This is a genomic window from Lysobacter terrae, from assembly GCF_054782215.1.
Genome location: NZ_BAAGSX010000008.1, coordinates 37,954 through 59,244, shown reverse-complemented (window position 1 = coordinate 59,244; position 21,291 = coordinate 37,954). Strand labels below are relative to the sequence as shown.

Below are 21,291 nucleotides of genomic sequence, written 5' to 3'. Positions count from 1 at the left end.
TGTCCGGCACTATCGACAGACCCGCATGACCGCTTCGTCCCCGGCTTCCTTCCCCGACTACCCGTTCGCGCCGCAGCGGATCGAGATCCGTCCCGGCATCGCGATGTCGTATCTCGACGAGGGCCCGCGCGATGGCGAAGTCGTCGTGATGCTGCACGGCAATCCGTCGTGGAGTTACTACTGGCGCAAGCTGGTGCTGGGCTTGCGCGATCCCGCGGCCGGCAAGGGCTATCGCTGCATCGTGCCCGACCACATCGGCATGGGTCTGTCCGACAAGCCCGCCGAAGGCCGCTACCGCTACACCCTGCAGTCGCGCATCGACGACGTCGAGACCCTGCTCACACGCCTGGGCATCACCGGCCCGGTGACCCTGGCCGTGCACGACTGGGGTGGCGGCATCGGGTTCGGTTGGGGACTGAAGCATTCCAAACAGATCAAGCGGCTGGTGATCCTCAACACCGGCGCGTTTCCGCTGCCGCAGGCCAAGCCGCTGCCGAAATCGCTCAAGCTCGGGCGCGACCTCGCGCTGGGTACGCTGCTGATCCGCGGCTTCAATGCGTTTTCGTCGGTCGCCTCGTTCGTCGGCGTGGAAAAGAAGATGCCCGCCGACGTGCGCCGCGCGTACGTCGCGCCTTACGACTCGTGGGCCAACCGCATCGCGACTTCCCGCTTCGTGCAGGACATCCCGCTGAACGAGAGTGACCCCGCCTGGCCGCTGGTCGAGGCGATGGGCCGCAAGCTGCCCGAATACGCGGATCGACCGGTCTTCATCGGTTGGGGCTTGCGCGACTTCGTCTTCGACAAGCACTTTCTGGACGGCTTCAACCGCGCACTACCGCGCGCGGAAGTGCATGCGTTCGCGGACGCCAACCATTACGTGCTGGAAGACAAGGCGGACGTGCTGGTGCCGGCAATCCGGCGCTTCCTCGACGCGCACCCGATCGCCTGATCCCGCCTCAAACCTCCGGCAGCGGATTCCGCTCTTCCTCGCTCACGCCTACCCAATCTTCCGGCGTCAGCACCCGCAGCCCATGCGCGAGCCGCGCCTTGTCGCATTGCGGGCTGGCGGCGCCGAATTCGTACGAAGCCGGTACCAGCGCGCACACCGACGGCCGCCGGTCGTGGATGGTGCAGCGGCTGTAGCGGCCGATGTCGGCGTCCAGCGCGATGCAGCGCGGGTTCGCCTGCGAGGTGCCACGCATCGCCCGTTCGTGCGCGCGCAGCGGTTCGGTGAGTTCGAACGGCACCTGCCCGCCCAGCGCCGGGTCCGCCTCCGACCAATGGAAGCTGACGCGGAAGAAGGCGCAGCAGGCGCCGCAAGTGAGGCAGGGATGGGACACGGGATTCGCGACGGGTGTTGCCAGGGCCGCTATTTTACCCGCGACACGTGGGCCATCCGCCGCTTCGGGCGACAATAGCCGCATGGACCCCGCCTTCCGCGACGAACGTTGCAACATCGCCGCCTCGCTGCCGCACCTGGCCGCGCAGTTTCCCGAGCGCATCGCCATGCGTTGCCCCGGCACGCGCGGGCCGCACGGGTTCGCGCGTTACGACACCGCGCTGACCTATCGCGAACTCGATGCGCGCAGCGACGCCATCGCCGCCGGCCTCGCCCGGCGCGGCATTGCCCGGGGCACGCGCACGGTAGTGATGGTGCGGCCGACGCCGGAGTTCTTCCTGCTGATGTTCGCCCTGTTCAAGCTCGGCGCGGTGCCGGTGCTGGTCGACCCGGGCATCGACAAGCGCGCGCTCAAGCAGTGCCTCGACGAGGCGCAGCCGCAGGCCTTCGTCGGCATTCCGCTTGCGCACTTCGCGCGCGCGCTGCTGGGCTGGGCGAAGTCGGCGCGCATCCGCATCACCACCGGCAAGCTCGCGCTGCTGGCCGATGCCACGCTGGCGCAGGTCGAGCGCGACGGCGCGGACGCGGGCCCGCAACTGGCCGACACGCAGCCCGATGAAGTCGCCGCCCTCTTGTTCACCAGCGGCTCGACCGGTGTGCCCAAGGGCGTGGTGTACCGGCATCGCCACTTCGTCGCGCAGATCGCGCTGCTGCGCGAAGCATTCGGCATCGAAGCCGGCGGCGTCGATCTGCCGACGTTCCCGCCGTTCGCCCTGTTCGATCCGGCGCTGGGCCTGACTTCGATCATTCCCGACATGGATCCGACCAAGCCGGCCTTGGCCGATCCGCGCAAGCTGCACGATGCGATCGCGCGCTTCGGCATCGATCAGCTGTTCGGATCGCCGGCGCTGATGGGCGTGCTGGCGCGGCATGGCGAGCCGCTGCCCTCGCTGCGACGCGTGACCTCCGCCGGCGCGCCGGTGCCGGCCGATGTGGTCGCGCGCATGCGCGAACTGCTGCCGGACGATGCGCAGTTCTGGACGCCTTATGGCGCCACCGAATGTCTGCCCGTCGCGGTCATCGAAGGTCGTGAATTGCAGGCCACGCGCGCAGCGACCGAAGGCGGCGCCGGCACCTGCGTGGGACGCGCGGTGGCGCCCAACGAGGTTCGCATCATCCGCATCCGCGACGACGCGATCGCTGCCTGGGCCGACGCACAAGCGTTGCCGGCCGGCGCCGTGGGCGAGATCACTGTCGCCGGCCCGACCGCCACCGACACCTATTTCAACCGCGATGCGCAGACGCGCCTGGCGAAGATCCGCGAGCGCCTGCCCGATGGCAGCGAACGCATCGTCCATCGCATGGGCGACGTCGGCTACTTCGATGAGGAAGGCCGCCTGTGGTTCTGCGGCCGCAAGTCGCATCGTGTCGAAGCGGTGGAAGGCCCGCTGTATACGGAGCAGGTGGAGCCGGTGTTCAACACCCACCCGGATGTGCGCCGCACCGCGCTGGTCGGCATCGGTGCGTACGGCGCGCAGGAGCCGGTGCTGTGCGTCGAATTGGCGAGCGGCGTGCCCGCGAGCGAATGGCGGCGGATCGAGCGCGATCTGCATGTGCTCGGCCAGTCGCAGCCGCACACCGCGCGCATCGCGCGCTTCCTGCGCCATCCGAAGTTCCCCGTCGACATTCGCCACAACGCCAAGATCGGCCGCGAGAAGCTCGCGCAATGGGCGCAGCAGCAAGGAGCCAATGCATGAAGATCCTCGTCACCGGTGGCGGTGGTTTCCTCGGCCAGGCCTTGTGCCGCGGCCTGCGTTCGCGCGGACATGAAGTCGTCAGCTTCAATCGCGGTCGCTACCCCGCGCTCGCCGCCATCGGTGTGCAGCAGGTGCAGGGCGACCTCGCCCTGCGCGACGCCGTGATCGCCGCCGCGCAAGGTTGCGATGCGATCTTCCACAACGCCGCGAAGGCTGGCGCGTGGGGCAGTTACTGCAGCTATTTCGACGCGAATGTCGTGGGCACGGAAAGCGTCATCGAGGCCTGCCGCATCCATGGCATCGGCAAGCTGGTCTATACCTCCACTCCGAGCGTCACCCACCGCGCCACGCACCCGGTCGAGGGCGGCACGGCCGAGACGGTGCCTTACGGCGAGCATCTGAAGGCGCCGTACGCAGCGACCAAGCTGATCGCCGAACAGCTCGTGCTCGCGGCGAACGACACCCGCCTGGCAACCGTCGCCCTGCGCCCGCGGCTGATCTGGGGCGTAGGCGACAACCAGCTGCTGCCGCGACTGGTCGAACGCGCGAAGGCCGGGCGGTTGCGTTTCGTCGGCGACGGCCACAATCGCATCGATACGACCTATGTCGACAACGCCGCACAGGCGCACTTCGACGCGTTCGACCATCTCGCTCCCGGTGCGCCATGTGCCGGTCGCGCCTACTTCATCAGCAATGGCGAGCCGCGCACCGTGCGCGAAATCGTCAACGGACTGCTGCGCGCGGCTGGCGTACCGGCGGTGGACAAGACCATACCGTTCGCTGTCGCCTATGCGGCCGGCGTCGTCTGCGAAGGCTTGTGGCACCTGTTGCCATTGAAGGGCGAGCCGCCGATGACGCGCTTCCTCGCCGAGCAGCTCAGTACGACGCATTGGTACGACATGGGGCCCGCGCGGCGCGACTTCGGCTATGTGCCGAAGGTGAGCATCGAGGAAGGGTTGCGGCGGTTGGCGACGGCATATCGCGGTTGAATAAAGCGCCGTAGCCACGCAGCGCCTCACGCGGCGCAAACGCTGCGACCACGCGGCCTTGACGCCGCCGCGATCGTCACCGGCTGACGACCATGACGAAGCGAGCATGGCCTTGCGCCAATCCGCGCATCGCCTGGAGGTTCGCATGCTGCACTACGCCGTTGTGTTCTTCGTGATCGCGATCATCGCGGCCGTCCTCGGCTTCACCGGCATCGCCGGTGCCGCCGGCAACATCGCCTGGATTTTGTTCGTCATCTTCCTGGTGCTGGGCATCATTTCGCTGCTGCGCGGTCGTCGCATATGACCCCGCGTGCTGACGGGCTCGGCGCATCCCCGGGCTGACCCTGCACGCGATCCATTGATCCACGCTCCGACAGCCTCGGGTCGGGGTGCGTGGGTCGGGCGAACCGAATCGACGGCCGACAGGCCACAGCGCGCGGTCATCACCTGCACGAAACCGGCCATTGGCCACCATGGAGTCCCGCCCCACGGCAGCACCGTTGGGGAGGTTCCGATGCTGTACTACTCCGCCGTCTTCCTCGTCCTGGCGCTCATCGCCGCCGCGTTCGGGCTGAGCGATACCCCCACCGTGGCCGATACGCTTTCCTGGTTCGGTTTCTCCGTGTTCCTGGCACTTGCCATCGCCGCCGCCTGGCGCTGGCGCAGCGACCGGCATGGAGGCTGAAGAAGGACGCAGGGCTACAATGCGGGCATGACCGAACGCGCCATGCCCTTCGATTCGCTCAAGCCCCTGGCCGGACGCACGCTGGAGGCCGCGCTCAATCGCGCGCTGGCGCTGGACCCCGACACCCGCGACGGCCTGCGCGCGCTCGACGGGCGCAGCGTTGCGCTGCACGTGGCCGCCCCACCGCTCGCCCTGCAGATCACCGTCGCCGGCGACCGGCTGCAGGTCGGTCCGGTCGCGCACGGCCAGGAGCCCGATCTCTCCGTCCGCAGCACCTTGGGCGGGCTGATTTCGCAGCTGCCGTTCTTCCGTAACGACAACGCGCCGCCGGTGGGCAAGCTGCGCATCGAAGGCGACGCCGATCTCGCCCGGCGCCTGCAGCGGCTGGCCGAGCGCTTCGATCCGGACTGGCAGCAACCCTTCGCCGCGGTCTTCGGCGAAGTGCTCGGCGTGCAGATCGCCCAGGCGATGCGCGCGGCACTGCGCCACGCCCGCGATGCCGGCAGCGCGTTCGCCGCGAATGCCGCCGAATACGTGACCGAGGAATCCCGCGACGTGGTCGGCCGCGACGAACTCAACGCCTTCTTCGACAATGTGGATGTCCTGCGCGACGACGTGGAGCGCATCGCGGTCCGCGTCGCGCGACTGCGCACGGCCGGGAGCCCGCGCGCATGACGCCGGTGTTCCGTGCCTGGCGCATCGGCCGTGTGCTGCTGCGCTACCGCCTCGACGCCCTGCTCGACGACACTCCCGCGGAACGCTGGTTGAAGCTGGCGCGGCCGTTCGTCCCGCGTGCGTCCGCCGAAGTCGCCTCGCAATCGCGCGGTGCCCGCCTGCGCCTGGCCCTGCAGGAGCTGGGGCCGATCTTCGTGAAGTTCGGCCAGATCCTGTCGACGCGCCGCGACCTGGTCCCGGCGGACGTCGCCACGGAGTTGGCGCTGCTGCAGGACCGCGTCGCGCCCTTCGACGGTGAAGCGGCGCGCGCGATAGTGGAAGCCGCATTGAACCGTCGCATCGACGAGGCGTTCGCTTCCTTCGACACCACGCCGCTGGCCTCTGCGTCGATCGCGCAGGTGCACGCGGCGACGCTGCACGCCGAAGGCGCGGGCGCGCCGCGAGACATCGTGGTCAAGGTGTTGCGCCCCGATATCGAGAAGAAGATCGCCGCCGACATCGCCCTGCTCAAGGCGGTCGCGAGCGTGGTCGAACGTACGCACCCGTCCGCCGACAAGATTCGCCCACGCGAAATAGTCGCCGAGATCGAGAACACGCTCGCCGCCGAGCTCGACCTGCAGCGCGAAGGCGGCAATGCCAGCGTACTGCGCCGGTTCTGGGCGGGCAGCGACGACCTGTACGTGCCGGAAGTGATCTGGTCGCACACCGCCGAACGCGTGCTAACGCTCGAACGCGTGCACGGCATTCCTTCGGACGACATCGCCGCGCTGGATGCGGCCGGCATCAACCGCCATGCCCTCGCCGCCAAGGGCGTGCGCGTGTTCTACACGCAGGTGTTCCGCGACAACTTCTTCCACGCCGATGCGCATGCCGGCAACATCTGGGTCGACAGCGATCCCGCGCGCAAGGCGAATCCGCGCTTCATCGCGCTGGACTTCGGCATCATGGGCCAGCTCTCCGACGAGGATCAGTACTACCTCGCCGAGAACTTCATGGCGATCTTCAACCGCGACTACCGCCGCATCGCCGAGTTGCATGTGCAAGCGGGCTGGATGCCCTCGCACATTCGGATCGACGAGCTCGAAGCGGCTGCGCGCGCGGTGTGCGAGCCGTACTTCACCCGGCCGCTGAGCGAGATCTCGCTGGCGGAAGTGCTGGTCAAGCTGTTCCGCACCGCGCAGCGTTACGAGCTGACGCTACAGCCGCAGCTCATCCTGTTGCAGAAAACCCTGCTCAACATCGAAGGCGTCGGCCGCCTGCTCGACCCGAAGCTCGACATCTGGGCGGTGGCGCAGCCGGTGCTGTCGAAGATCCTGGTGGAGCGCTACAGCCCGCAGCGTTTGGCCGGCGAATTCCGTAAGCGGCTGCCCGAGTTCATCACCCATGCGCCGGAAATGCCGCGGCTACTGCATCTGTGGCTGCAGCAGCAGGTGGAAGGCAAGCATGCGCTGAGCATGCAGTCGCAGGACCTGCGCGCGTTGACTCGCGCTTTGCAGAGCGCGCAGCGGCGCACCATCGCCGCCATTTTTGGCACCGGCCTGCTGGTGGTCGCGGCCTTGCTCTATGCGCTGGAAGCGGGTGGCGCGCGCCTGTTCGGCGTGCCCGCGGCGGCCTGGATCGCGATGGTGGGCGGCTTGTGGGCTTTGCGCGCGGCCTGGCCGCGGCGCTCCTAAGCGAGTATCCATAACGGCGGGCTCCTGCGCGGCCCTGATCAGGACGCATTTCTCGGGTCTTTGCCAAGTCCGGCGCTCCGGCCATGCCGCCTTGCGCGAGATGCGCGGCCAAACCATCACGTGCTATATGGGCACATGGCCCCGGTCAGGCCGAGCGTAGGACGCTTGGGGACGGTCCGTTGGGAACGAGGCGATCGCAAATCTACGCAGCCCAGCGTCACCTGCTTCCAGGCGGGCTGACGTCGGACGGGCGGATGTTGGACGGGAGGATTCCGCTCGGCCCGCTGCTGGCCGGCGTGTGCGCATGGCTGATCGCGGCGGGACTGGCGACCCTGTTGCTTTATTACGCGGATGCGAAGGCCAGGCTGGAAGCTGCCAGCAGTGTGCGCATCGCGCTGGGCGAGGCCCGCGACGAGATCGACCGGCGCCTGGAGACCGCGCTGGCCGTGCCGGAAACCCTGGCCGCGGTCATCGCCGCCGAAGAGAGCATCGACCGCTCCACGTTCGAGGCCATCGCATCGCGGCTGGTGCGCGCCAATCCTTCGATTCGCAACGTCGCGCTCGCCCCGGGGGGCGTGATCAATTCCATCTACCCGGTGCGCGGCAATGAGGCCGTGCTCGGGCTGCGCTACGTCGACGTGCCGGCGCAGTACGAGGCCGTGCAGCAAGCGATCCGCACCCGGCGCACGGTGATCTCCGGGCCGATCGCTCTGGTGCAGGGCGGCACGGGCCTGCTCAGCCGCACGCCGGTGTTCCTGCGCGGCCCCGGCGGGCGCGATACGAAGTACTGGGGCATGGTGTCGCTGGCGGTGAACGTCGATCCGCTCTTGCTCGACATCAAGCGCGTCGCCGATCACAGCGGCCTGTCCATCGCGGTGCGCCGTGCCGACCCCGGGGCGAAGTCGGGCGAGACCTTCTTCGGCGATCCGACCGTCTTCGCCGCCACGCCGGTCGCGATGTATTACCCGCTGCCCGGCGGCGGACGCTGGCAGCTGGCCGCGGTGCCGCAGAACGGCTGGGCCTCGGTGCGCGCGCCGATCTACGCGCGCGTGTCCTTGCACCTGGTGGCGCTGCTGCTGGGGTGGCTCGCCTACCGCATGCTCGCCAGCCAGGACCGCGATCGCATGCTGGCCGGCCACGATGCGCTAACAGGCCTGCTCAACCGCAAGTCGTTCGATCTCCAGCTCAACCAGGCGATGCAGGAAACCCGCCCGCGCAGTTGTGCCTTGGTACTGATCGACCTGGACCGCTTCAAGCCGGTGAACGACAACTTCGGCCATCGCGCCGGCGACCTGGTACTGCAGCAAGTGGCCGAGCGGCTGCAGCAGCTCACGCGCGGCGACGACAACGCCTATCGCCTCGGCGGCGACGAGTTCGCGCTGCTGCTGCGTGGCGAACGCGGGACGCGCGAACTGTTCCATCTGGTCGAACGCGCGGTCGAGCTGATCCATCAGCCGGTGGTGTTGCCCGACCGGCGCAGCGTGACCGTGGGGGCTTCCACGGGAGTCGCGGTGTTCCCGTCGGGCGACGAGCCCGAGCGTGCCGCCGAAGTGTTCGACCGTGCCGATCGTGCCCTGTACCGCTGCAAGACGCAGAACAGCAGCGGCTTGCCGCACGCGGTCGACTTGATGCGCTAGGTGTGATGCGGTAATCGCAGCGCACTGGCGCCGCGTGTGTCGCTATCCGCGCCTACTTGGCCTCCGACGTCGCCTTTGCGCTCGCCGCGGCGAAGTCACCGGCGGCATAAACGCTCAGCGTCTCCGGCTTGAAGTGCCGGCGAATCGCCGCATTGACCTGATCCACGGTCAGGGCCCGCAGCTGCGCATCGATGTTCGCCGACCAGGCCATCGTGCGGCCGAGGTAGAGATTGCGCGCCAGCACGCTGGCCACCACATCGTCGTCCGCGCGTGCCTGCGCGCGCTGGGTCAGCAGCGCATTCACCGCATCCTGGAGTTCCTTGGCGGTGATGCCATCGCGCACCAGCGTCGCCACTTCCTCGCGCAGGCCGGTGATCAGACGATCGACGTTCTGCGGCGCGGCGATCGCCTGGATCGCCAGACTGCCCGCATCGTCCCTGCCGTCGGGGCTGGAGTCCGCATTGACGCTGCTCGATACGCCGTAGGTGAGCCCTTCCTTCTGGCGCAATCGCTTGCCCAAACGCGAGGCGAGGGTGCCCCCGCCCAGCACATGGTTGGCCACCATCAGCGCGGCGTAGTCGGGATCGGTGTCGTTGAGCGGCAGATTGCTGCGCGCGGCGACGACGGCATTGGCCTTGTCCGGCGTTTCCATGCGCCGCGATTCGGCGGCGACGTCGGTGTAGTGCGTGTCGATCGCGACGTAAGGCGTCGGCGCCGACCAGTCCGCGAACAGCGTCTGCAGCTGCGCCTTCACCGGCACCGGATCGAAGTCGCCGACGATCGTGAGCTCGCCTTGCGCCGTGCCGTAGAAATCGCGGTGATAGGCGATCACGTCCGCGAGCTTCAGCGCTTTCCATTGCGCCAACTGCTGGTCGAGCGAGCGGAAGGCAAGCGGGTGGTCCACCGGCCATGGATCGAAGTGCGCGCCCATCGCCTGCGACACGACCGTTCCCGGCTCTTTGCGCGCGGCCTCCAGGCCGGTGATCGCTTGCAGGCGCAGTTGCTCGAACTCGCTTTGCGGGAAGGCGGGATTGCGCAGCAGATCGGCCGCCAGCGCCAGCGCGTCGGCCAGGGTGTCGCGGCGACTGTCGAAGCTGATGTACGCGCCCTGGATGCCGCCGCCGACGCTGCCGGTGGTCCGCAGTGCGTCCAGCCGCTGCGCGATCTGCTCGCGGCTGAGAGTCTTCGAACCGCGCATCAGCATCGCGCCGGCCACGCTGCCGGCGGGTGCAGGATGGCGCTTGATCGTGGCGACATCGCCGAAGCGGAAGTTGGCGTTGACCTGCACCGTATCGCCACGCGTGTCCTTGGGCAGCAGTGAGACCTTCAACCCGTTGCCGAGCACGAAGGTCTGCGTGCGCGCGTCGAGATTCGCCGGCGTGGGGTCGAACTTTTCGCCCGCCGCGACTGCGGCCTTGCCGGCGTAACCCTGCAGCAGCGCGGCAACCGACGGCGTAGCGGGAATCTCGGCGCGATCGGGACGGTCGGTGGGCACGAAGCGGCCGAGCGTGCGGTTGCTGGATTTCAGATACGCGCGGGCCACGCAGTTGACATCGTCGACGGTGACTTTGTCGATCTGGTCGCGGCGCAGGAAATACAGGCGCCAGTCGCCGGCGGCGACGGCGCTGGTGAGGCCCATCGCGACCGCGTTGACGTCGGTGAGGCTGCGCTCCCAGGCATTGGCGATGCGCTGCTTGGCGCGCGCGACTTCTTCGGCGGTGACCGGCTTGTCGCCGAGTTGTTCGATCTGGCGCAGCAGTTCGGCCTGCACCTTCGCCATGTCGCCGTCGTTCGGCACGATCGCGCTTACGCTGAACAGGCCGGCGTCGCGCACGTTGTCGCTGCCGGCCGCGGCGGCGGCAGCGAGCTTGGTTTCCACCAGCGCCTTGTGCAGACGCCCGGAGGGCGTATCGCTGAGCACGTTGGCCAGCACGCTCAGGGCGGCGCCATCGGCATGATTCGACGAGGGCGCGTGGTAGGCCGCCATCAGCACGCGGATGTCGCCGCTGCGGCGCACGGTGACGTCGCGTTCGCCGTCCTGCGCGGGCTCGATGGTGTGGAACGCGGGTAGCGGTGTCGCCGGTTTCCTGACCTTGGCGAAGGCGGCATTCGCCAGCGCCAGCGTCCTGGCCGGATCGATGCGCCCCGCCACGACTAGCGTCGCGTTGTCCGGTCGGTACCACGCACGATAGAACGCCTGCAGATTGGCGATCGGCACGCCCTCGACGTCGGAGCGCGCACCGATGGTGGTGTTGCCGTAGTTGTGCCAGAGGTACGCGGTGGAACGCACACGCTGGGCGAGCACCGCTGCCGGGCTGTTCTCGTTGCGCTCCATTTCGTTGCGGACCACGGTCATCTCGCTGTCGAGATCCTTCTTCGCAATGAAGGAGTGGACCATGCGGTCGGCCTCCAGGCCGAGCAGCCAGGCTAGCGATGCGTCGTTGGCCGGAAACGATCCGTAGTAGTTGGTGCGGTCGAAGGAGGTCGTGGCATTGGCATCGATGCCGCGCTGCTTCAGTTCGGCCGGGATGTCGGGGTGCGTCGGCGTGCCCTTGAACAGCAGATGCTCCAGCAGATGCGCCATGCCGGTTTCGCCATAGTTCTCGTGCACGGAGCCCACGCCGTAGGCGATGTTCACCGTCACCGTCGGTGTGGTCGCGTCGGGAAACAGCAGGACGCGCAGGCCGTTGCCGAGGGTGTATTCGCAGATGCCTTCGATGCAGGGGCCGGCGCTGACGCCGCGGGGCAGGGCGATCGCCGGGGTTGCGGAGGTGCGGGTGGCGGGCGCGTCTTGCGCCATTGCGCCACCAGATACCGCCAAAGAAAGCGTGAGCGCCAGCGCCAGTGTGCGCAGACGCGACGTGCCCGGTTGTAAGCGGTGCGGCATGGAATCCTTCTCGCGGTGATATGGCTGCCGCCCGCATCGGCGACAATGGATTGTAGCCATCGCCTGCCGTAGCCCTCTGTCGTCACCATGATCGAACTGCCCGCGCCACCGTCCGAAGTTACGCCCTTGCCGCTGCTGTACTGCGATGACGTGCTCGCCGTGGTCAACAAGCCGGCCGGCCTGATGGTCCACGACAGCAAGCTGGCCGGCGGCGAATCGGATTTCCTCGCCGATCGCCTGCGCGAGCAGCTAGGCCGCCCGATCTTCCTCGTGCACCGGCTGGACCGCGCCACCAGCGGCTGCCTGCTGTTGGCCTTCGATCGCGAAACGGCCTCACAGTTGGGGCAGGTGATGATGTCGCGCGACGTCGAGAAGGATTACTGGGCGATCTGCCGTGGCTGGCCCGAAGAAAGCTTCGTCGTTGACCATCCGCTCGATGGCGGTCCCGGCAAGCCGCAGAAGAAACCGGCGGTGACGCGCTTCATCCGCCTGGCGACCTGCGAGTTGGCGATGCCCTCCCAAGGTTTCGAAACTTCGCGTTACGCCTTGCTATGTGCGCGACCGGAAACCGGCCGCTTCCGCCAGATCCGCCGGCATCTCAAGCACGTGTTCCACCACCTGATCGGCGACACCAGCCACGGCGATGGTCGCCACAACCGCAACTTCCGCATGCTCGGCGTGCATCGCATGCTGCTGCACGCACGACGCCTGGCCTTCACCCATCCGCGCAGCGGCGAGCGCATCGTCGCCGTCGCGCCGGTGGATGCGGAGTTCGCCAAGGCCCTGGCGGTGATGGGATACCCGCCAGAGCCCTGAGGGTCACTCTGCTTACAATCCGCGCATGTTGGAGATCACTGACAACCTGGCGATTCCCGATGACGAGCTGGTCGAACGCTTCGTGCGTTCGTCCGGTCCGGGCGGGCAGAACGTCAACAAGGTCGCCACGGCGGTCGAGCTGCGCTTCGACATCGCGCAGTCGCCCACGCTGCCCGAGGCCGTGCGCGAGCGCCTGCTCGCCAAGCGCGATCGGCGCGTGACCGATGCGGGCGTGCTGGTGCTCAACGCCCAGCGGTTCCGCACCCAGGACCGCAACCGCGAGGACGCGCGCGAGCGACTTGCGGCCTTCGTCGCTTCCGGCCTGCGGGCGCCCACCCCTAGAATCGCTACGAAGCCGAGCCGGGCCGCCAAGCAGCGCCGGCTCGACGACAAGCGCGAACGCAGTACGATCAAGAAAGCACGCACCCGCCGGCAATGGGACTGATCCTGCTGGCCTGCGCGAGGGAACCGGCAAGCGAATGAGTGACGACAAGCGACAAACCGTTTTGCCGCTGCCTCCCAGCGCGCCGCGCGTGAAATCCAGTGCCCTGACCCGCTGGCTCGGCCTCGCTTTCCTGCGGCTGGGGGGATGGCGCATGGTCGGCGAGTTCCCGGACATCCCCAAGCTGGTGCTGATCGGTGCCCCGCATTCGTCCAACTGGGACGGCATCTGGGGGCTGGCGGCGAAGCTCGCCTTGGGTCTGGACATCAAGATCCTGGGCAAGGACTCGCTGTTCAAAGTGCCCCTGATGGGCCTGATGCTGCGGCGCCTGGGCGTGATCCCGGTGGACCGCAGCGCGGCGCACGGGGTGGTCGCGCAATCCGCGGCGATGATCCAGCGGGCCGAGCGCTTCTGGTACGGCCTGGCGCCGGAAGGCACGCGCAAACCGGTGGAGCGCTGGAAGACCGGCTTCTGGAAGATCGCCAAGGCGGCCGATGTGCCGGTGCTGCCGGCCTATTTCCACTATGGCCACAAGGTGATCGGCATCGGCCCGCTGTTCGAGCTGGGCGACGACATGTCCGCGGACATGACTCGAATCCGCGAGTGGTACCGCACCGTCTCCAAGGGCAAGTTGCACGACGCCTGAGCGGGTCAGGTTTCCGACTGTGGCGCCCCCGAGGGGGCAGTCAGGGCGTCGAAATGTGACAAAATTCGCACTTCGTCCGCCGGCCTGCGACAGGCCTGGCTTCCCCAGGACGCTCCCTGCCTCGCGACCCCTCTCGTGGCCGGTTTGGCACGGGATATGCGTCATCTAGGGCACGGCTCCGCGGGGGATTCAGCAGCGGACCAAGGGGGCGGCGGTCGGCCGGCCGGGCGGGGAGCCCGGCGCCGACGGCCGCGATCGCGAACAGGGGGCGCATGCGTTGGCGTGCGCGAAGGGAGCGGGAAGCGCATGTACAAGCCCAGCCGGCGAGTCCTCGCCATCGGATTGGTGCTGGGCACTTTGCTGGGGGCGCTGGGGATCTGGGTGCTGCTGCATCCGGCGAGCGTCTTCGTGCAGCCCTGGCGCGCGCAGCGCACCGACAGCCCGGTGCAGGACGTGCTGCTGGGCCCGTATCCGGTCGAAGCGGACTTCATCGCGCTCAAGCAGCGCGGCGTCACCACGATCATCAGCCTGCTCGAACCCAACGTGCCGTACGAGAAGGTGCTGCTCACGCAGGAGCGCGAGCGCGCCGCGCGCTACGGCATGACCGTGAAGAACTTCCCGATGGGCAGCATCCTCGGGCAGAAGTTCGGCGACGACTACGCCAAGAATTCGAAGGCGGCCGCGGAAGCGGCGCTCGCCGCCGACGGCATCGCCTACATCCACTGCTACCTCGGCCTGCATCGCGCGCGCAACGTGCAGGGCTACCTGGCCCAGCACGCCCGCACCGACCAGTACGCCGGCAGCAACGCCAGCGCGAGCGCGGCCGACCTCGACAACGAACACATCGCTCAGACCGCCTTCGATGCGCTCGATTACGAGCGCAGCCTGGCCGCGCTGGCGAAGATTCCCAACAAGGGCCTGCGCGCGGCGCGGCTGGAAGCCTGGAACTACTACCGCTTGCGCCGCATCCCCGAAGCGCGCGCGCGTTTCCGCCAGGTGCTGGACCAGTATCCGGACGATCAGGATTCGCTCAGCGGCCTGGCCTACAGCAGCCTGGCAGAAAACCGCCTCGACGACGCCGAGCTCGCCTTCACCCAGCTCCTGAGCGCCAAGCCCGACGACGCCTCGGCGATCGAAGGCATGGGTCACGTGCGCTACCGGCAGGCGCGCCCTGCCGATGCGCGCGCGTTGTTCGAGCGCGCCGCCGCACTCAATCCGAACAACATCGAAACCCAGCAGATGCTCGAGCGCCTGCGCGGCATGGCCGACGCAGCGACGCCGGCGGTGTCCGCTTCGCCCTAGCCATTGCGTTTGCGTTTGCTCCATCCAATCGAAGTACGCCCGTCGTGTTGAAGCCGTCCAACGTGTTCAAGAAAAAGAAGGTGCTGTCGTGGACTTCCTGATTACCGCGCATCCGCGGGTAGTGTTCGCGTTCTGGCTCGGCGTCGTCGTCATCGCGATGGCGCTGCTGATGCTGGTGGTCATCCTGGCGATGCGCCAAGTGGTGATGCGGCGCGAGCGCAACCGCATTCGCGCGGCGACGCAGTGGCATCAGATCCTGCTGGACTCCGCGCAGGGCCTGGCGATTTCGCCGCCGTCGCTGCCGCGTGGCGATCTGCCGGGTTTCGTCGACGCCTGGAACCATGTGCACCAGTCGCTGGGCGAACACGACGACAGCGGCCTGCAGCGCGTGGCACAGGAAATCGGCCTGGAGCGGCATCTGAGCGTCGCGATCGACCACGGCAACTTCCACAACCGGGTGATGTCGATCGTCGCCCTGGGCTATCTGCGCAGCCGCAGCCAGTTCGACAAGCTCGCGCGCTATCTCGACGACCGCAGCACCATCATTTCGCTGAGCGCGGCGCGAGCCTTGATGCACATCGATCCGGCGCGCGCCGTGACCATGCTGGTGCCGCACATCATCGAGCGCAACGACTGGCCGCAGGGCGGTGTCGCGCAGATCCTGCACGACGCGAATCCGTCGCTGGTATCGAAAGAGCTGGGCGAAGTCGCGCTGCAAGCCAATGCCGACGTCGCGCCGCGCCTGGTGCGCTTCCTAGCCGACGTCAGCCCGAGCGCCGCGGCGCCGGTGATCCGCAACGTGATCGCTTCGCACCCCGACGATCACCTGATCTCCACCTGCCTGCAGGTGATGAGCGATCCCTCCGATCTCGACCTGATCCGTTCGCTGCTGACCCACGAGCGCTGGCACGTGCGCATGCACGCGGCCGCTGCGCTGGGACGCCTGGGCGAGGCGGGCGAGGCGCCGCAGCTGCTGCCGCTGCTGGCCGACAGCCAGTGGTGGGTGCGCTACCGCGCCGCGCAGGCGCTGAGCCGCCTGCGCGGGATCGAGCCCGATCACATCGTGCGCATCCGCGCCGAGCAGACCGACCGTTTCGCCTGCGACGTGCTCGACCAGGTGATTGCGGAACGCAACATGGGAGTAGAGCAATGAGCGCTGCCGCACTGACCCTTCCGACCGGCGTCGTGGATGCGCTGGAATGGCTGCAGTGGGTGTTCTTCGCCTACTTCATCGTCATCAACGTGACCTACCTGGCGCTGAACTACATCGCCATGTTCGGAATCGTGCGGCACATGCACGAGCACGGCACGAAGTTCATGTGGAACAACTTCCGCGCCTACCAGCCGCCGGTGAGCATCATCGTGCCGGCCTTCAACGAGGAGCGGACCATCGTTTCCTCGGTCCGCTCGCTGCTGCGCCTGGGCTATCCGAACTTCGAGATCGTCGTGGTCAACGACGGCTCCACCGACAACACGCTGGCTGAGGTGATCAAGGCCTTCGCACTGGTCGAGTTCCCCGAGGCCTACCGCAAGCGGATCAAGACCCAGGACGTCAACAAGGTCTATGCGTCACCGACGTATCCGAACGTGCGCCTGGTCGACAAGGTCAACGGCGGCAAGGCCGATGCGCTCAATGCCGGCATCAACTGCGCGCGCTATCCGCTGTTCTGCGTGGTCGACGCGGACTGCATCCTGCAGCAGGACAGCCTGGCGCGTGTGGTGCAGCCGTTCCTCGAGGACTCGACCACCGTTGCCGCGGGCGGCGTGATCCGCGTGGTCAACGGCTGCCAGGTGAAGGACGGCTTCCTCACCCGCGTCGACCTGCCGAAGAAAGTGCTGCCGCTGGTGCAGACGGTGGAATACCTGCGCGCCTTCCTGTTCGGCCGCCTGGGCTGGTCGCCGATGAACGCCCTGCTGATCATCTCCGGTGCGTTTGGCGTGTTCTACAAGGAACGCGTGATCGCCGCCGGCGGTTACCACGGCGACACGGTGGGCGAAGACATGGAACTGGTCGTGCGCCTGCACAAGCAGCTGCGCGAAGAGAAGCGCGATTACCGCATCACCTTCGTGCCCGACCCGATCTGCTGGACGGAAGCGCCGGAAGACCTGGGCTCGCTGCGCCGCCAGCGCATGCGCTGGCAGCAGGGCCTGGCCGAGAGTCTGCTGCCGAACTGGCGGCTGATGTTCCGCAGCAACGGCGGCGCGGTGGGCTGGCTCGCCTTCCCGTTCATGCTGCTGTTCGAGTGCATCGGTCCCGTCATCGAGGTGCTGGGCTACGTGTCGATGATTGCTTTGGGACTGGCCGGCGTGCTGTCGCCGGAGGCCTTCTTCGTCTTCCTGTTCGCGTCGGTCGGCCTGGGCGTGCTGCTGTCGACCAACGCGCTGGTGCTGGAGGAGCTTTCGTTCCACCTGTATCCGCGCCCGGGTCAGCAGTTCAAGTTGTTCCTCGTCGCCATCTTCGAGAACTTCGGCTACCGCCAGCTCACCACGGTGTGGCGCCTGATGGGCCTGGTGCGCTGGGTGCTGCAGCTGCGCGGCCGTTCGCGCTGGGGCCGCATGCATCGCAATGCCAGCTGGCAGCACGAAGGCAAGCCCGAGGAACACGAAACCGTGCCTGCGCCGCACGTCGCCGGTATCTCCGGCGGCACGTGGCCGCCGGGCCCCTCGGGCACGCGGTGAGCCGGCGATGGACTCAATCAATCCTATGGAGAGCAGCATGCGTGGTGGTTTCGTTCCGTTGACCGTCAAGGCGCTGGCATTGGCTTGCGCACTGGCCCTCGCGCCGTCGGTGTCCGCACAACAGGCGGCCGCCGCGCCCGGCAGCGAAACCTATGCGCAGCAGTTCGAGCGTGCGCACACGCTGGCCAACAACGGCCAGCGCGAAGAAGCCGTCGCCCTGTATACGGCGCTGCTCGCGCAGTCGCCGACCAACACCGATGTGCTGCTCGCACGCGGTCGCACGAATGCATGGATGAAGCGCTGGCCCGAAGCCGAGGCTGATCTGACCGCCGTCACCACCGCCAAGCCCGACTACGCCGACGCGTGGTCGGCGCTGGGCGACATGTATCTGTGGAGCGATCGTCCGCAGCAGGCGGCGACCGCCTATGCGCGTTGGGCAGAGCTGAATCCCAATGACCCGGCCGCAAGCATCGCGCTCGGACGCGCGCAGCGTGCCGGCGGCGATACGGCAGCGGCGCAGATGGCCTTCGAATCCGCGCGTGCGCGCGGCGCCGATCCGGCCCAGGTCGACGACTATGTGGCCTCGCTGCAGCCGCGCATCGTGGAACCCGATGCGGTGCTGCCCGCCGGCTATCTGTGGGCCTTGCGGGTCGGCGGTACGCACACGAGTTTCGATCCGTCTTCGCGCGACAGCTGGAGCGAATATGAAGTCGCGCTGCGCCGCAAGTTCGACGGCGGTTCGCTCGCGCTGGAGATGCTGCGCGCGCATCGCTTCGACCAGCACGACACTGCGTGGGCGCTGGACGGCTACGTGAACCTGTGGGCACGCGCCTACGCCAATGTCCGTTACCAGCGCGGGCCGAGCGGGGACCTGTTTCCGGAAAACGCCTGGCGCGCCGAACTGTTCCAGGGCGTCGGCAACGGGTGGGAGCTGTCGGGCAGCTACGATCATCTCGAGTTCGGCGGTGCCGACACCGACATGTACGGTCTTGGCGTCGGCCGCTACTTCGGCAACTTCTACGCGCGCTATCGCGCGCTGCACGTGCCGGGCGTGGGGTCGGGCAGCCTCAGCCACCGCGGGCAGCTGCGCTGGTATTACGCCGGCAATGCCGACGACTACTTCGAAGTCAGCGCCGGCCACGGCCGCAGCCACGAACGTGAGTTTGGCGGTGGCTTCGATCGCGTGGTCGCCGACAGCCATTCCTCGTTCGGCCTGACTTACGTGAAGTTCTTCGCGCCGCGCTGGGGCTTCAAGCTCGGTGCGGATTTCGCCAACGACGTAGACGGTTTCGATGAGCGCAGCGTCACCGCCACTCTCTACACCCGTTGGTGACGGCGCGGCCGGTCGCGCTGGCGACCGGCCCGCGTTTCGCTTTCTTTCGCTCGCGCCTGCGTTGCTCGTAGGTGCTCTGGTTCTGCGCGCGTGGGCGCTGTACGCAGGCGCTGCCGGGCAGGTGCTGCCGACGCGCGTGCTGATGGCGGCGCTGGGCGACGACCTGCTCCTCTTCGCGCGTAGCCTGCCGTTGCTGTGCCTGCTGTCGTGGCCGCTGTTGCGCATGCGCAACGCGCCGTGGCGCGCAACGGCTACCCTCCTGCTGTGGTCGCTCTGGCTGGCGATGCAGATCACGCTGGAGCAGTACTACCTCGCTACGCGCAACCCATTGGGCGCGGACCTGTTCGGCTATTCGTGGCAGGAAATCGCCATGACCATTGCCGGCGGTACCCGCATGAATGCGATCACGCTCGCCGGCTGGACCTTGCCGCTGGCGTCGATGGTTGCCGTGTTCGCGTTCTGTTGGCGTCATCCCTTGCAGTGGCGCACGCACGGTGCCGCGGTCGCGTTGCTGGCCGGGACGGCGCTGTGGCTGCTGCCGCCGGTTTCGTCGACGCTGCGGATCCAAGGCGAAGACGCGCACAACCTAGCAAGCAACAAGACCATCGCGTTCACCGCCGACATTGCGCGCTACTGGCTCGGTGAGGCACCCGAGCGGCTTTCCAGCGCAAGCGCGGCCGTGTCCCCCGGAGGCGATGCCGACTATCCGTTCCTCCATCCCGAGCAGACGCCGGACGTCCTCGGCCCGCATTTCGCGAACACCTCCAGGCGGCCGCCGCATCTGGTCTTCATCGTCGTCGAAGGATTGGGTCGTTCGTTCTCCGGTCCTGACACGCTCCGCGGCAGCTTCACGCCGTTTCTCGACGAACTGGCCGGACGCAGTTTGTACTGGAGCAACTTCCTGGCCGCGCAGGGGCGGACGTTTGGCGTGCTGCCCTCGGTATTCGGCTCTTTGCCGTTCGCCGACAAGGGGTTCGCCGCGTTGGGCGAACGCATGCCCGCGCATGCCAACCTGTTCAACTTGCTCGGCCGCCAGGGCTATGCCACGCGTTTCTATGCCGGCACCGACCTCGCCTTCGACCATGAGCGAACCTACCTGCAGAAGCAGGGCGTGCAGCGCATCGTCGATCTCCCCAGTTTCGGTCCGGGCTACCGGCGCAATCCCTATAGCAGCTGGGGTTACGACGACAGCGAGCTGATGGCTCGCGTGCTCGCGGACGGTGCGATCTTCGATAGCTCGCCTGTCGACGGCGTGACAGTCGACGGCGCGGCCGACACACGCCCCACGCTGACCGTCATCCAGACGATCTCGATGCACACCTCCTACCGCTTCGCCGGCCAGGATGCGTGGCGCCGCCGTTTCGAACGACGCTTGGACGAATTGCAGATCGCGCCGGGCGACAAGCCCGGCTATCGCGCCTTCGCCGATATCTACGCGACGATCCTGTTCACCGACGACGCGCTGCGCCGCTACTTCGAGGCCGCGCAGAAGGCGCCCGGCTACGAGAACACGCTCTTCGTGATCACCGGCGACCATCGCCTGCCCGAACTGCCGATGGACACCAAGATCGAGCGCTATCACGTGCCGTTGATCGTGTTCTCGCCGATGCTGAGGCAGCCCGCTCGGATCCGTGCGGTGTCCTCGCATCTGGACCTCGCGCCTTCGATGCTCGCGTTCCTTTCGCACAACTACGGCTTGCAGCGTCCGGCACAGGTGACGTGGACCGGTACCGGCCTCGACACAACCCCTGAATTCGTCAGCCGGCGCGAGATCCCGCTCAAGCACGAGAAGACCTTGCTCGACGATTTCGTCGCGGGGCCCTGGTTCCTCAGCCACGACCAGCTGTATGTGCTGGAGGACGGCATGCGCCTCGCTCTGGCCGATGATGCCGCCGCGCAGGCGCAGGCTTCCGCGCGCTTCGATCGCTATCGCCAGGCCAATGCGCGCTTCGCGCGGACGCTACGCCTGTCGCCAGAAGGCGCGACGCCGAAGCTGGTGGCCTTCGATGGTGGCGAGGGGGCGCATGCGCCTGCACCCGCGGCCACCGCGCCGGTTCCGCAGCGGCATACGCTGCATGCGCATGGCATCGCCGCGCCCGAAGGCACCGACCTCGACCACATGGCGATCACCGCGCAGTTCACCAATGCCACGAGCGAACCCAGCGCGCCTTTCGTGCCGCTGCTGGTGCTCAGCGACGAGCGCGGCCGCGAGGTACGCGAAAGCTATGCGGGTGCGTTGCAGCTGACGGCGGGCGCGTCCGGACAGGCGCGTTTCGATCTGGAGCTCAAGGGCGTCGAGTCCGGACGCTATTTCCTGGCGGTGTTGCCGACACACCCGGATACCGGCCGGCGCGTAGGCGAGGGCGTGTACCGCATTCCGATCAAGGTGCGCTGCTGCGCGCCCGGCGGCGGCGCACGCGCGCGTCCGTGA

General features: G+C 67.7%; 18 protein-coding genes. 16 read left to right on the top strand and 2 right to left on the bottom strand.

All coding sequences use genetic code 11. The features are described from left to right. Positions 1-25 precede the first annotated feature (25 nt). Positions 26-949 carry an alpha/beta fold hydrolase gene (locus ACYVJ8_RS12020; RefSeq protein ID WP_460712680.1) on the top strand — a complete coding sequence of 308 codons (924 nt, stop codon included), beginning with the start codon at positions 26-28 and terminating at the stop codon, positions 947-949. Between the two features lie 7 nt (positions 950-956). Here ACYVJ8_RS12020 and ACYVJ8_RS12015 read toward each other — a convergent pair whose 3' ends face one another. Then, the gene (locus ACYVJ8_RS12015; RefSeq protein WP_460712678.1) at positions 957-1,340 is read right to left on the bottom strand and encodes a YkgJ family cysteine cluster protein; all 384 of its coding nucleotides are present in this window, start codon (positions 1,338-1,340) and stop codon (positions 957-959) included. Positions 1,341-1,422: 82 nt separating this feature from the next. Between ACYVJ8_RS12015 and oleC the strand changes: the two genes are divergently transcribed. From oleC to ACYVJ8_RS11980, 7 genes are all read left to right on the top strand, one after another. Next, positions 1,423-3,096 (top strand): olefin beta-lactone synthetase, encoded by a 1,674-nt coding sequence (gene oleC, locus ACYVJ8_RS12010; RefSeq protein WP_460712676.1) that lies wholly within the window; start codon positions 1,423-1,425, stop codon positions 3,094-3,096. Continuing rightward, complete coding sequence (gene oleD, locus ACYVJ8_RS12005; protein WP_460712674.1) at positions 3,093-4,085, top strand: 2-alkyl-3-oxoalkanoate reductase; 993 nt, start codon at positions 3,093-3,095, stop codon at positions 4,083-4,085. The genes oleC and oleD overlap by 4 nt, the downstream gene beginning before the upstream one ends. Before the next feature lie 145 nt (positions 4,086-4,230). Next, positions 4,231-4,389: a DUF1328 domain-containing protein gene (locus ACYVJ8_RS12000; RefSeq protein WP_460713712.1), complete on the top strand. Its 159-nt coding sequence runs from the start codon at positions 4,231-4,233 to the stop codon at positions 4,387-4,389. 210 nt (positions 4,390-4,599) lie between these two features. Further along, positions 4,600-4,770: a DUF1328 domain-containing protein gene (locus ACYVJ8_RS11995; RefSeq protein WP_460712672.1), complete on the top strand. Its 171-nt coding sequence runs from the start codon at positions 4,600-4,602 to the stop codon at positions 4,768-4,770. Positions 4,771-4,797: 27 nt separating this feature from the next. After that, the gene (locus ACYVJ8_RS11990; protein WP_460712670.1) at positions 4,798-5,445 is read left to right on the top strand and encodes a ubiquinone biosynthesis accessory factor UbiJ; all 648 of its coding nucleotides are present in this window, start codon (positions 4,798-4,800) and stop codon (positions 5,443-5,445) included. Beyond that, positions 5,442-7,118, top strand: a complete 1,677-nt coding sequence (ubiB, locus tag ACYVJ8_RS11985; RefSeq protein ID WP_460712668.1) for a ubiquinone biosynthesis regulatory protein kinase UbiB — start codon at positions 5,442-5,444, stop codon at positions 7,116-7,118. The genes ACYVJ8_RS11990 and ubiB overlap by 4 nt, the downstream gene beginning before the upstream one ends. Positions 7,119-7,372: 254 nt before the next feature. After that, complete coding sequence (locus tag ACYVJ8_RS11980; RefSeq protein ID WP_460712666.1) at positions 7,373-8,755, top strand: diguanylate cyclase domain-containing protein; 1,383 nt, start codon at positions 7,373-7,375, stop codon at positions 8,753-8,755. Positions 8,756-8,807: 52 nt separating this feature from the next. On the opposite strand, the gene ACYVJ8_RS11975 is transcribed toward ACYVJ8_RS11980, so the two are convergent. After that, on the bottom strand, positions 8,808-11,555 hold the full coding sequence (locus ACYVJ8_RS11975) for a M16 family metallopeptidase (protein WP_460712664.1): 2,748 nt from the start codon (positions 11,553-11,555) through the stop codon (positions 8,808-8,810). A 174-nt stretch (positions 11,556-11,729) separates the two neighbouring features. Here ACYVJ8_RS11975 and ACYVJ8_RS11970 point away from each other — a divergent pair, with 174 nt between their 5' ends. The 8 genes from ACYVJ8_RS11970 to ACYVJ8_RS11935 all read left to right on the top strand — a co-directional run bounded on the left by ACYVJ8_RS11970 (position 11,730) and on the right by ACYVJ8_RS11935 (position 21,291). Further along, on the top strand, positions 11,730-12,458 hold the full coding sequence (locus ACYVJ8_RS11970; RefSeq protein ID WP_460712662.1) for a pseudouridine synthase: 729 nt from the start codon (positions 11,730-11,732) through the stop codon (positions 12,456-12,458). Positions 12,459-12,483: 25 nt separating this feature from the next. Beyond that, positions 12,484-12,903 (top strand): alternative ribosome rescue aminoacyl-tRNA hydrolase ArfB, encoded by a 420-nt coding sequence (gene arfB / locus ACYVJ8_RS11965; RefSeq protein ID WP_460712660.1) that lies wholly within the window; start codon positions 12,484-12,486, stop codon positions 12,901-12,903. A gap of 34 nt (positions 12,904-12,937) precedes the next feature. Continuing rightward, positions 12,938-13,546, top strand: a complete 609-nt coding sequence (locus ACYVJ8_RS11960; RefSeq protein WP_460712658.1) for a lysophospholipid acyltransferase family protein — start codon at positions 12,938-12,940, stop codon at positions 13,544-13,546. Positions 13,547-13,852: 306 nt separating this feature from the next. Continuing rightward, positions 13,853-14,848, top strand: coding sequence for a tetratricopeptide repeat protein (locus tag ACYVJ8_RS11955; protein WP_460712656.1), 996 nt, complete (start codon positions 13,853-13,855; stop codon positions 14,846-14,848). An 88-nt stretch (positions 14,849-14,936) separates the two neighbouring features. Beyond that, entirely contained in the window at positions 14,937-16,001 is a 1,065-nt protein-coding gene (locus ACYVJ8_RS11950) for a HEAT repeat domain-containing protein (RefSeq protein WP_460712654.1), read from the top strand. Beyond that, positions 15,998-17,527, top strand: coding sequence for a glycosyltransferase family 2 protein (locus tag ACYVJ8_RS11945; protein WP_460712652.1), 1,530 nt, complete (start codon positions 15,998-16,000; stop codon positions 17,525-17,527). Before ACYVJ8_RS11950 ends, ACYVJ8_RS11945 begins: the two co-directional genes overlap by 4 nt. Positions 17,528-17,564: 37 nt before the next feature. After that, positions 17,565-18,860, top strand: coding sequence for a YaiO family outer membrane beta-barrel protein (locus tag ACYVJ8_RS11940; RefSeq protein WP_460712650.1), 1,296 nt, complete (start codon positions 17,565-17,567; stop codon positions 18,858-18,860). Further along, on the top strand, positions 18,820-21,291 hold the full coding sequence (locus tag ACYVJ8_RS11935; protein ID WP_460712648.1) for an LTA synthase family protein: 2,472 nt from the start codon (positions 18,820-18,822) through the stop codon (positions 21,289-21,291). Before ACYVJ8_RS11940 ends, ACYVJ8_RS11935 begins: the two co-directional genes overlap by 41 nt.

Excerpts from the sequence above, each read along its gene's own strand:
- ACYVJ8_RS12020 (WP_460712680.1), top strand. The coding sequence starts at position 26 with ATGACCGCTTCGTCCCCGGCTTCCTTCCCCGACTACCCGTTCGCGCCG.
- oleC (WP_460712676.1), top strand. The coding sequence starts at position 1,423 with ATGGACCCCGCCTTCCGCGACGAACGTTGCAACATCGCCGCCTCGCTG.
- oleD (WP_460712674.1), top strand. The coding sequence starts at position 3,093 with ATGAAGATCCTCGTCACCGGTGGCGGTGGTTTCCTCGGCCAGGCCTTG.
- ACYVJ8_RS12000 (WP_460713712.1), top strand. The coding sequence starts at position 4,231 with ATGCTGCACTACGCCGTTGTGTTCTTCGTGATCGCGATCATCGCGGCC.
- ACYVJ8_RS11995 (WP_460712672.1), top strand. The coding sequence starts at position 4,600 with ATGCTGTACTACTCCGCCGTCTTCCTCGTCCTGGCGCTCATCGCCGCC.
- ACYVJ8_RS11990 (WP_460712670.1), top strand. The coding sequence starts at position 4,798 with ATGACCGAACGCGCCATGCCCTTCGATTCGCTCAAGCCCCTGGCCGGA.
- ubiB (WP_460712668.1), top strand. The coding sequence starts at position 5,442 with ATGACGCCGGTGTTCCGTGCCTGGCGCATCGGCCGTGTGCTGCTGCGC.
- ACYVJ8_RS11980 (WP_460712666.1), top strand. The coding sequence starts at position 7,373 with ATGTTGGACGGGAGGATTCCGCTCGGCCCGCTGCTGGCCGGCGTGTGC.
- ACYVJ8_RS11975 (WP_460712664.1), bottom strand. The coding sequence starts at position 11,555 with ATGGCGCAAGACGCGCCCGCCACCCGCACCTCCGCAACCCCGGCGATC.
- ACYVJ8_RS11970 (WP_460712662.1), top strand. The coding sequence starts at position 11,730 with ATGATCGAACTGCCCGCGCCACCGTCCGAAGTTACGCCCTTGCCGCTG.
- arfB (WP_460712660.1), top strand. The coding sequence starts at position 12,484 with ATGTTGGAGATCACTGACAACCTGGCGATTCCCGATGACGAGCTGGTC.
- ACYVJ8_RS11960 (WP_460712658.1), top strand. The coding sequence starts at position 12,938 with ATGAGTGACGACAAGCGACAAACCGTTTTGCCGCTGCCTCCCAGCGCG.
- ACYVJ8_RS11955 (WP_460712656.1), top strand. The coding sequence starts at position 13,853 with ATGTACAAGCCCAGCCGGCGAGTCCTCGCCATCGGATTGGTGCTGGGC.
- ACYVJ8_RS11945 (WP_460712652.1), top strand. The coding sequence starts at position 15,998 with ATGAGCGCTGCCGCACTGACCCTTCCGACCGGCGTCGTGGATGCGCTG.
- ACYVJ8_RS11940 (WP_460712650.1), top strand. The coding sequence starts at position 17,565 with ATGCGTGGTGGTTTCGTTCCGTTGACCGTCAAGGCGCTGGCATTGGCT.
- ACYVJ8_RS11935 (WP_460712648.1), top strand. The coding sequence starts at position 18,820 with ATGAGCGCAGCGTCACCGCCACTCTCTACACCCGTTGGTGACGGCGCG.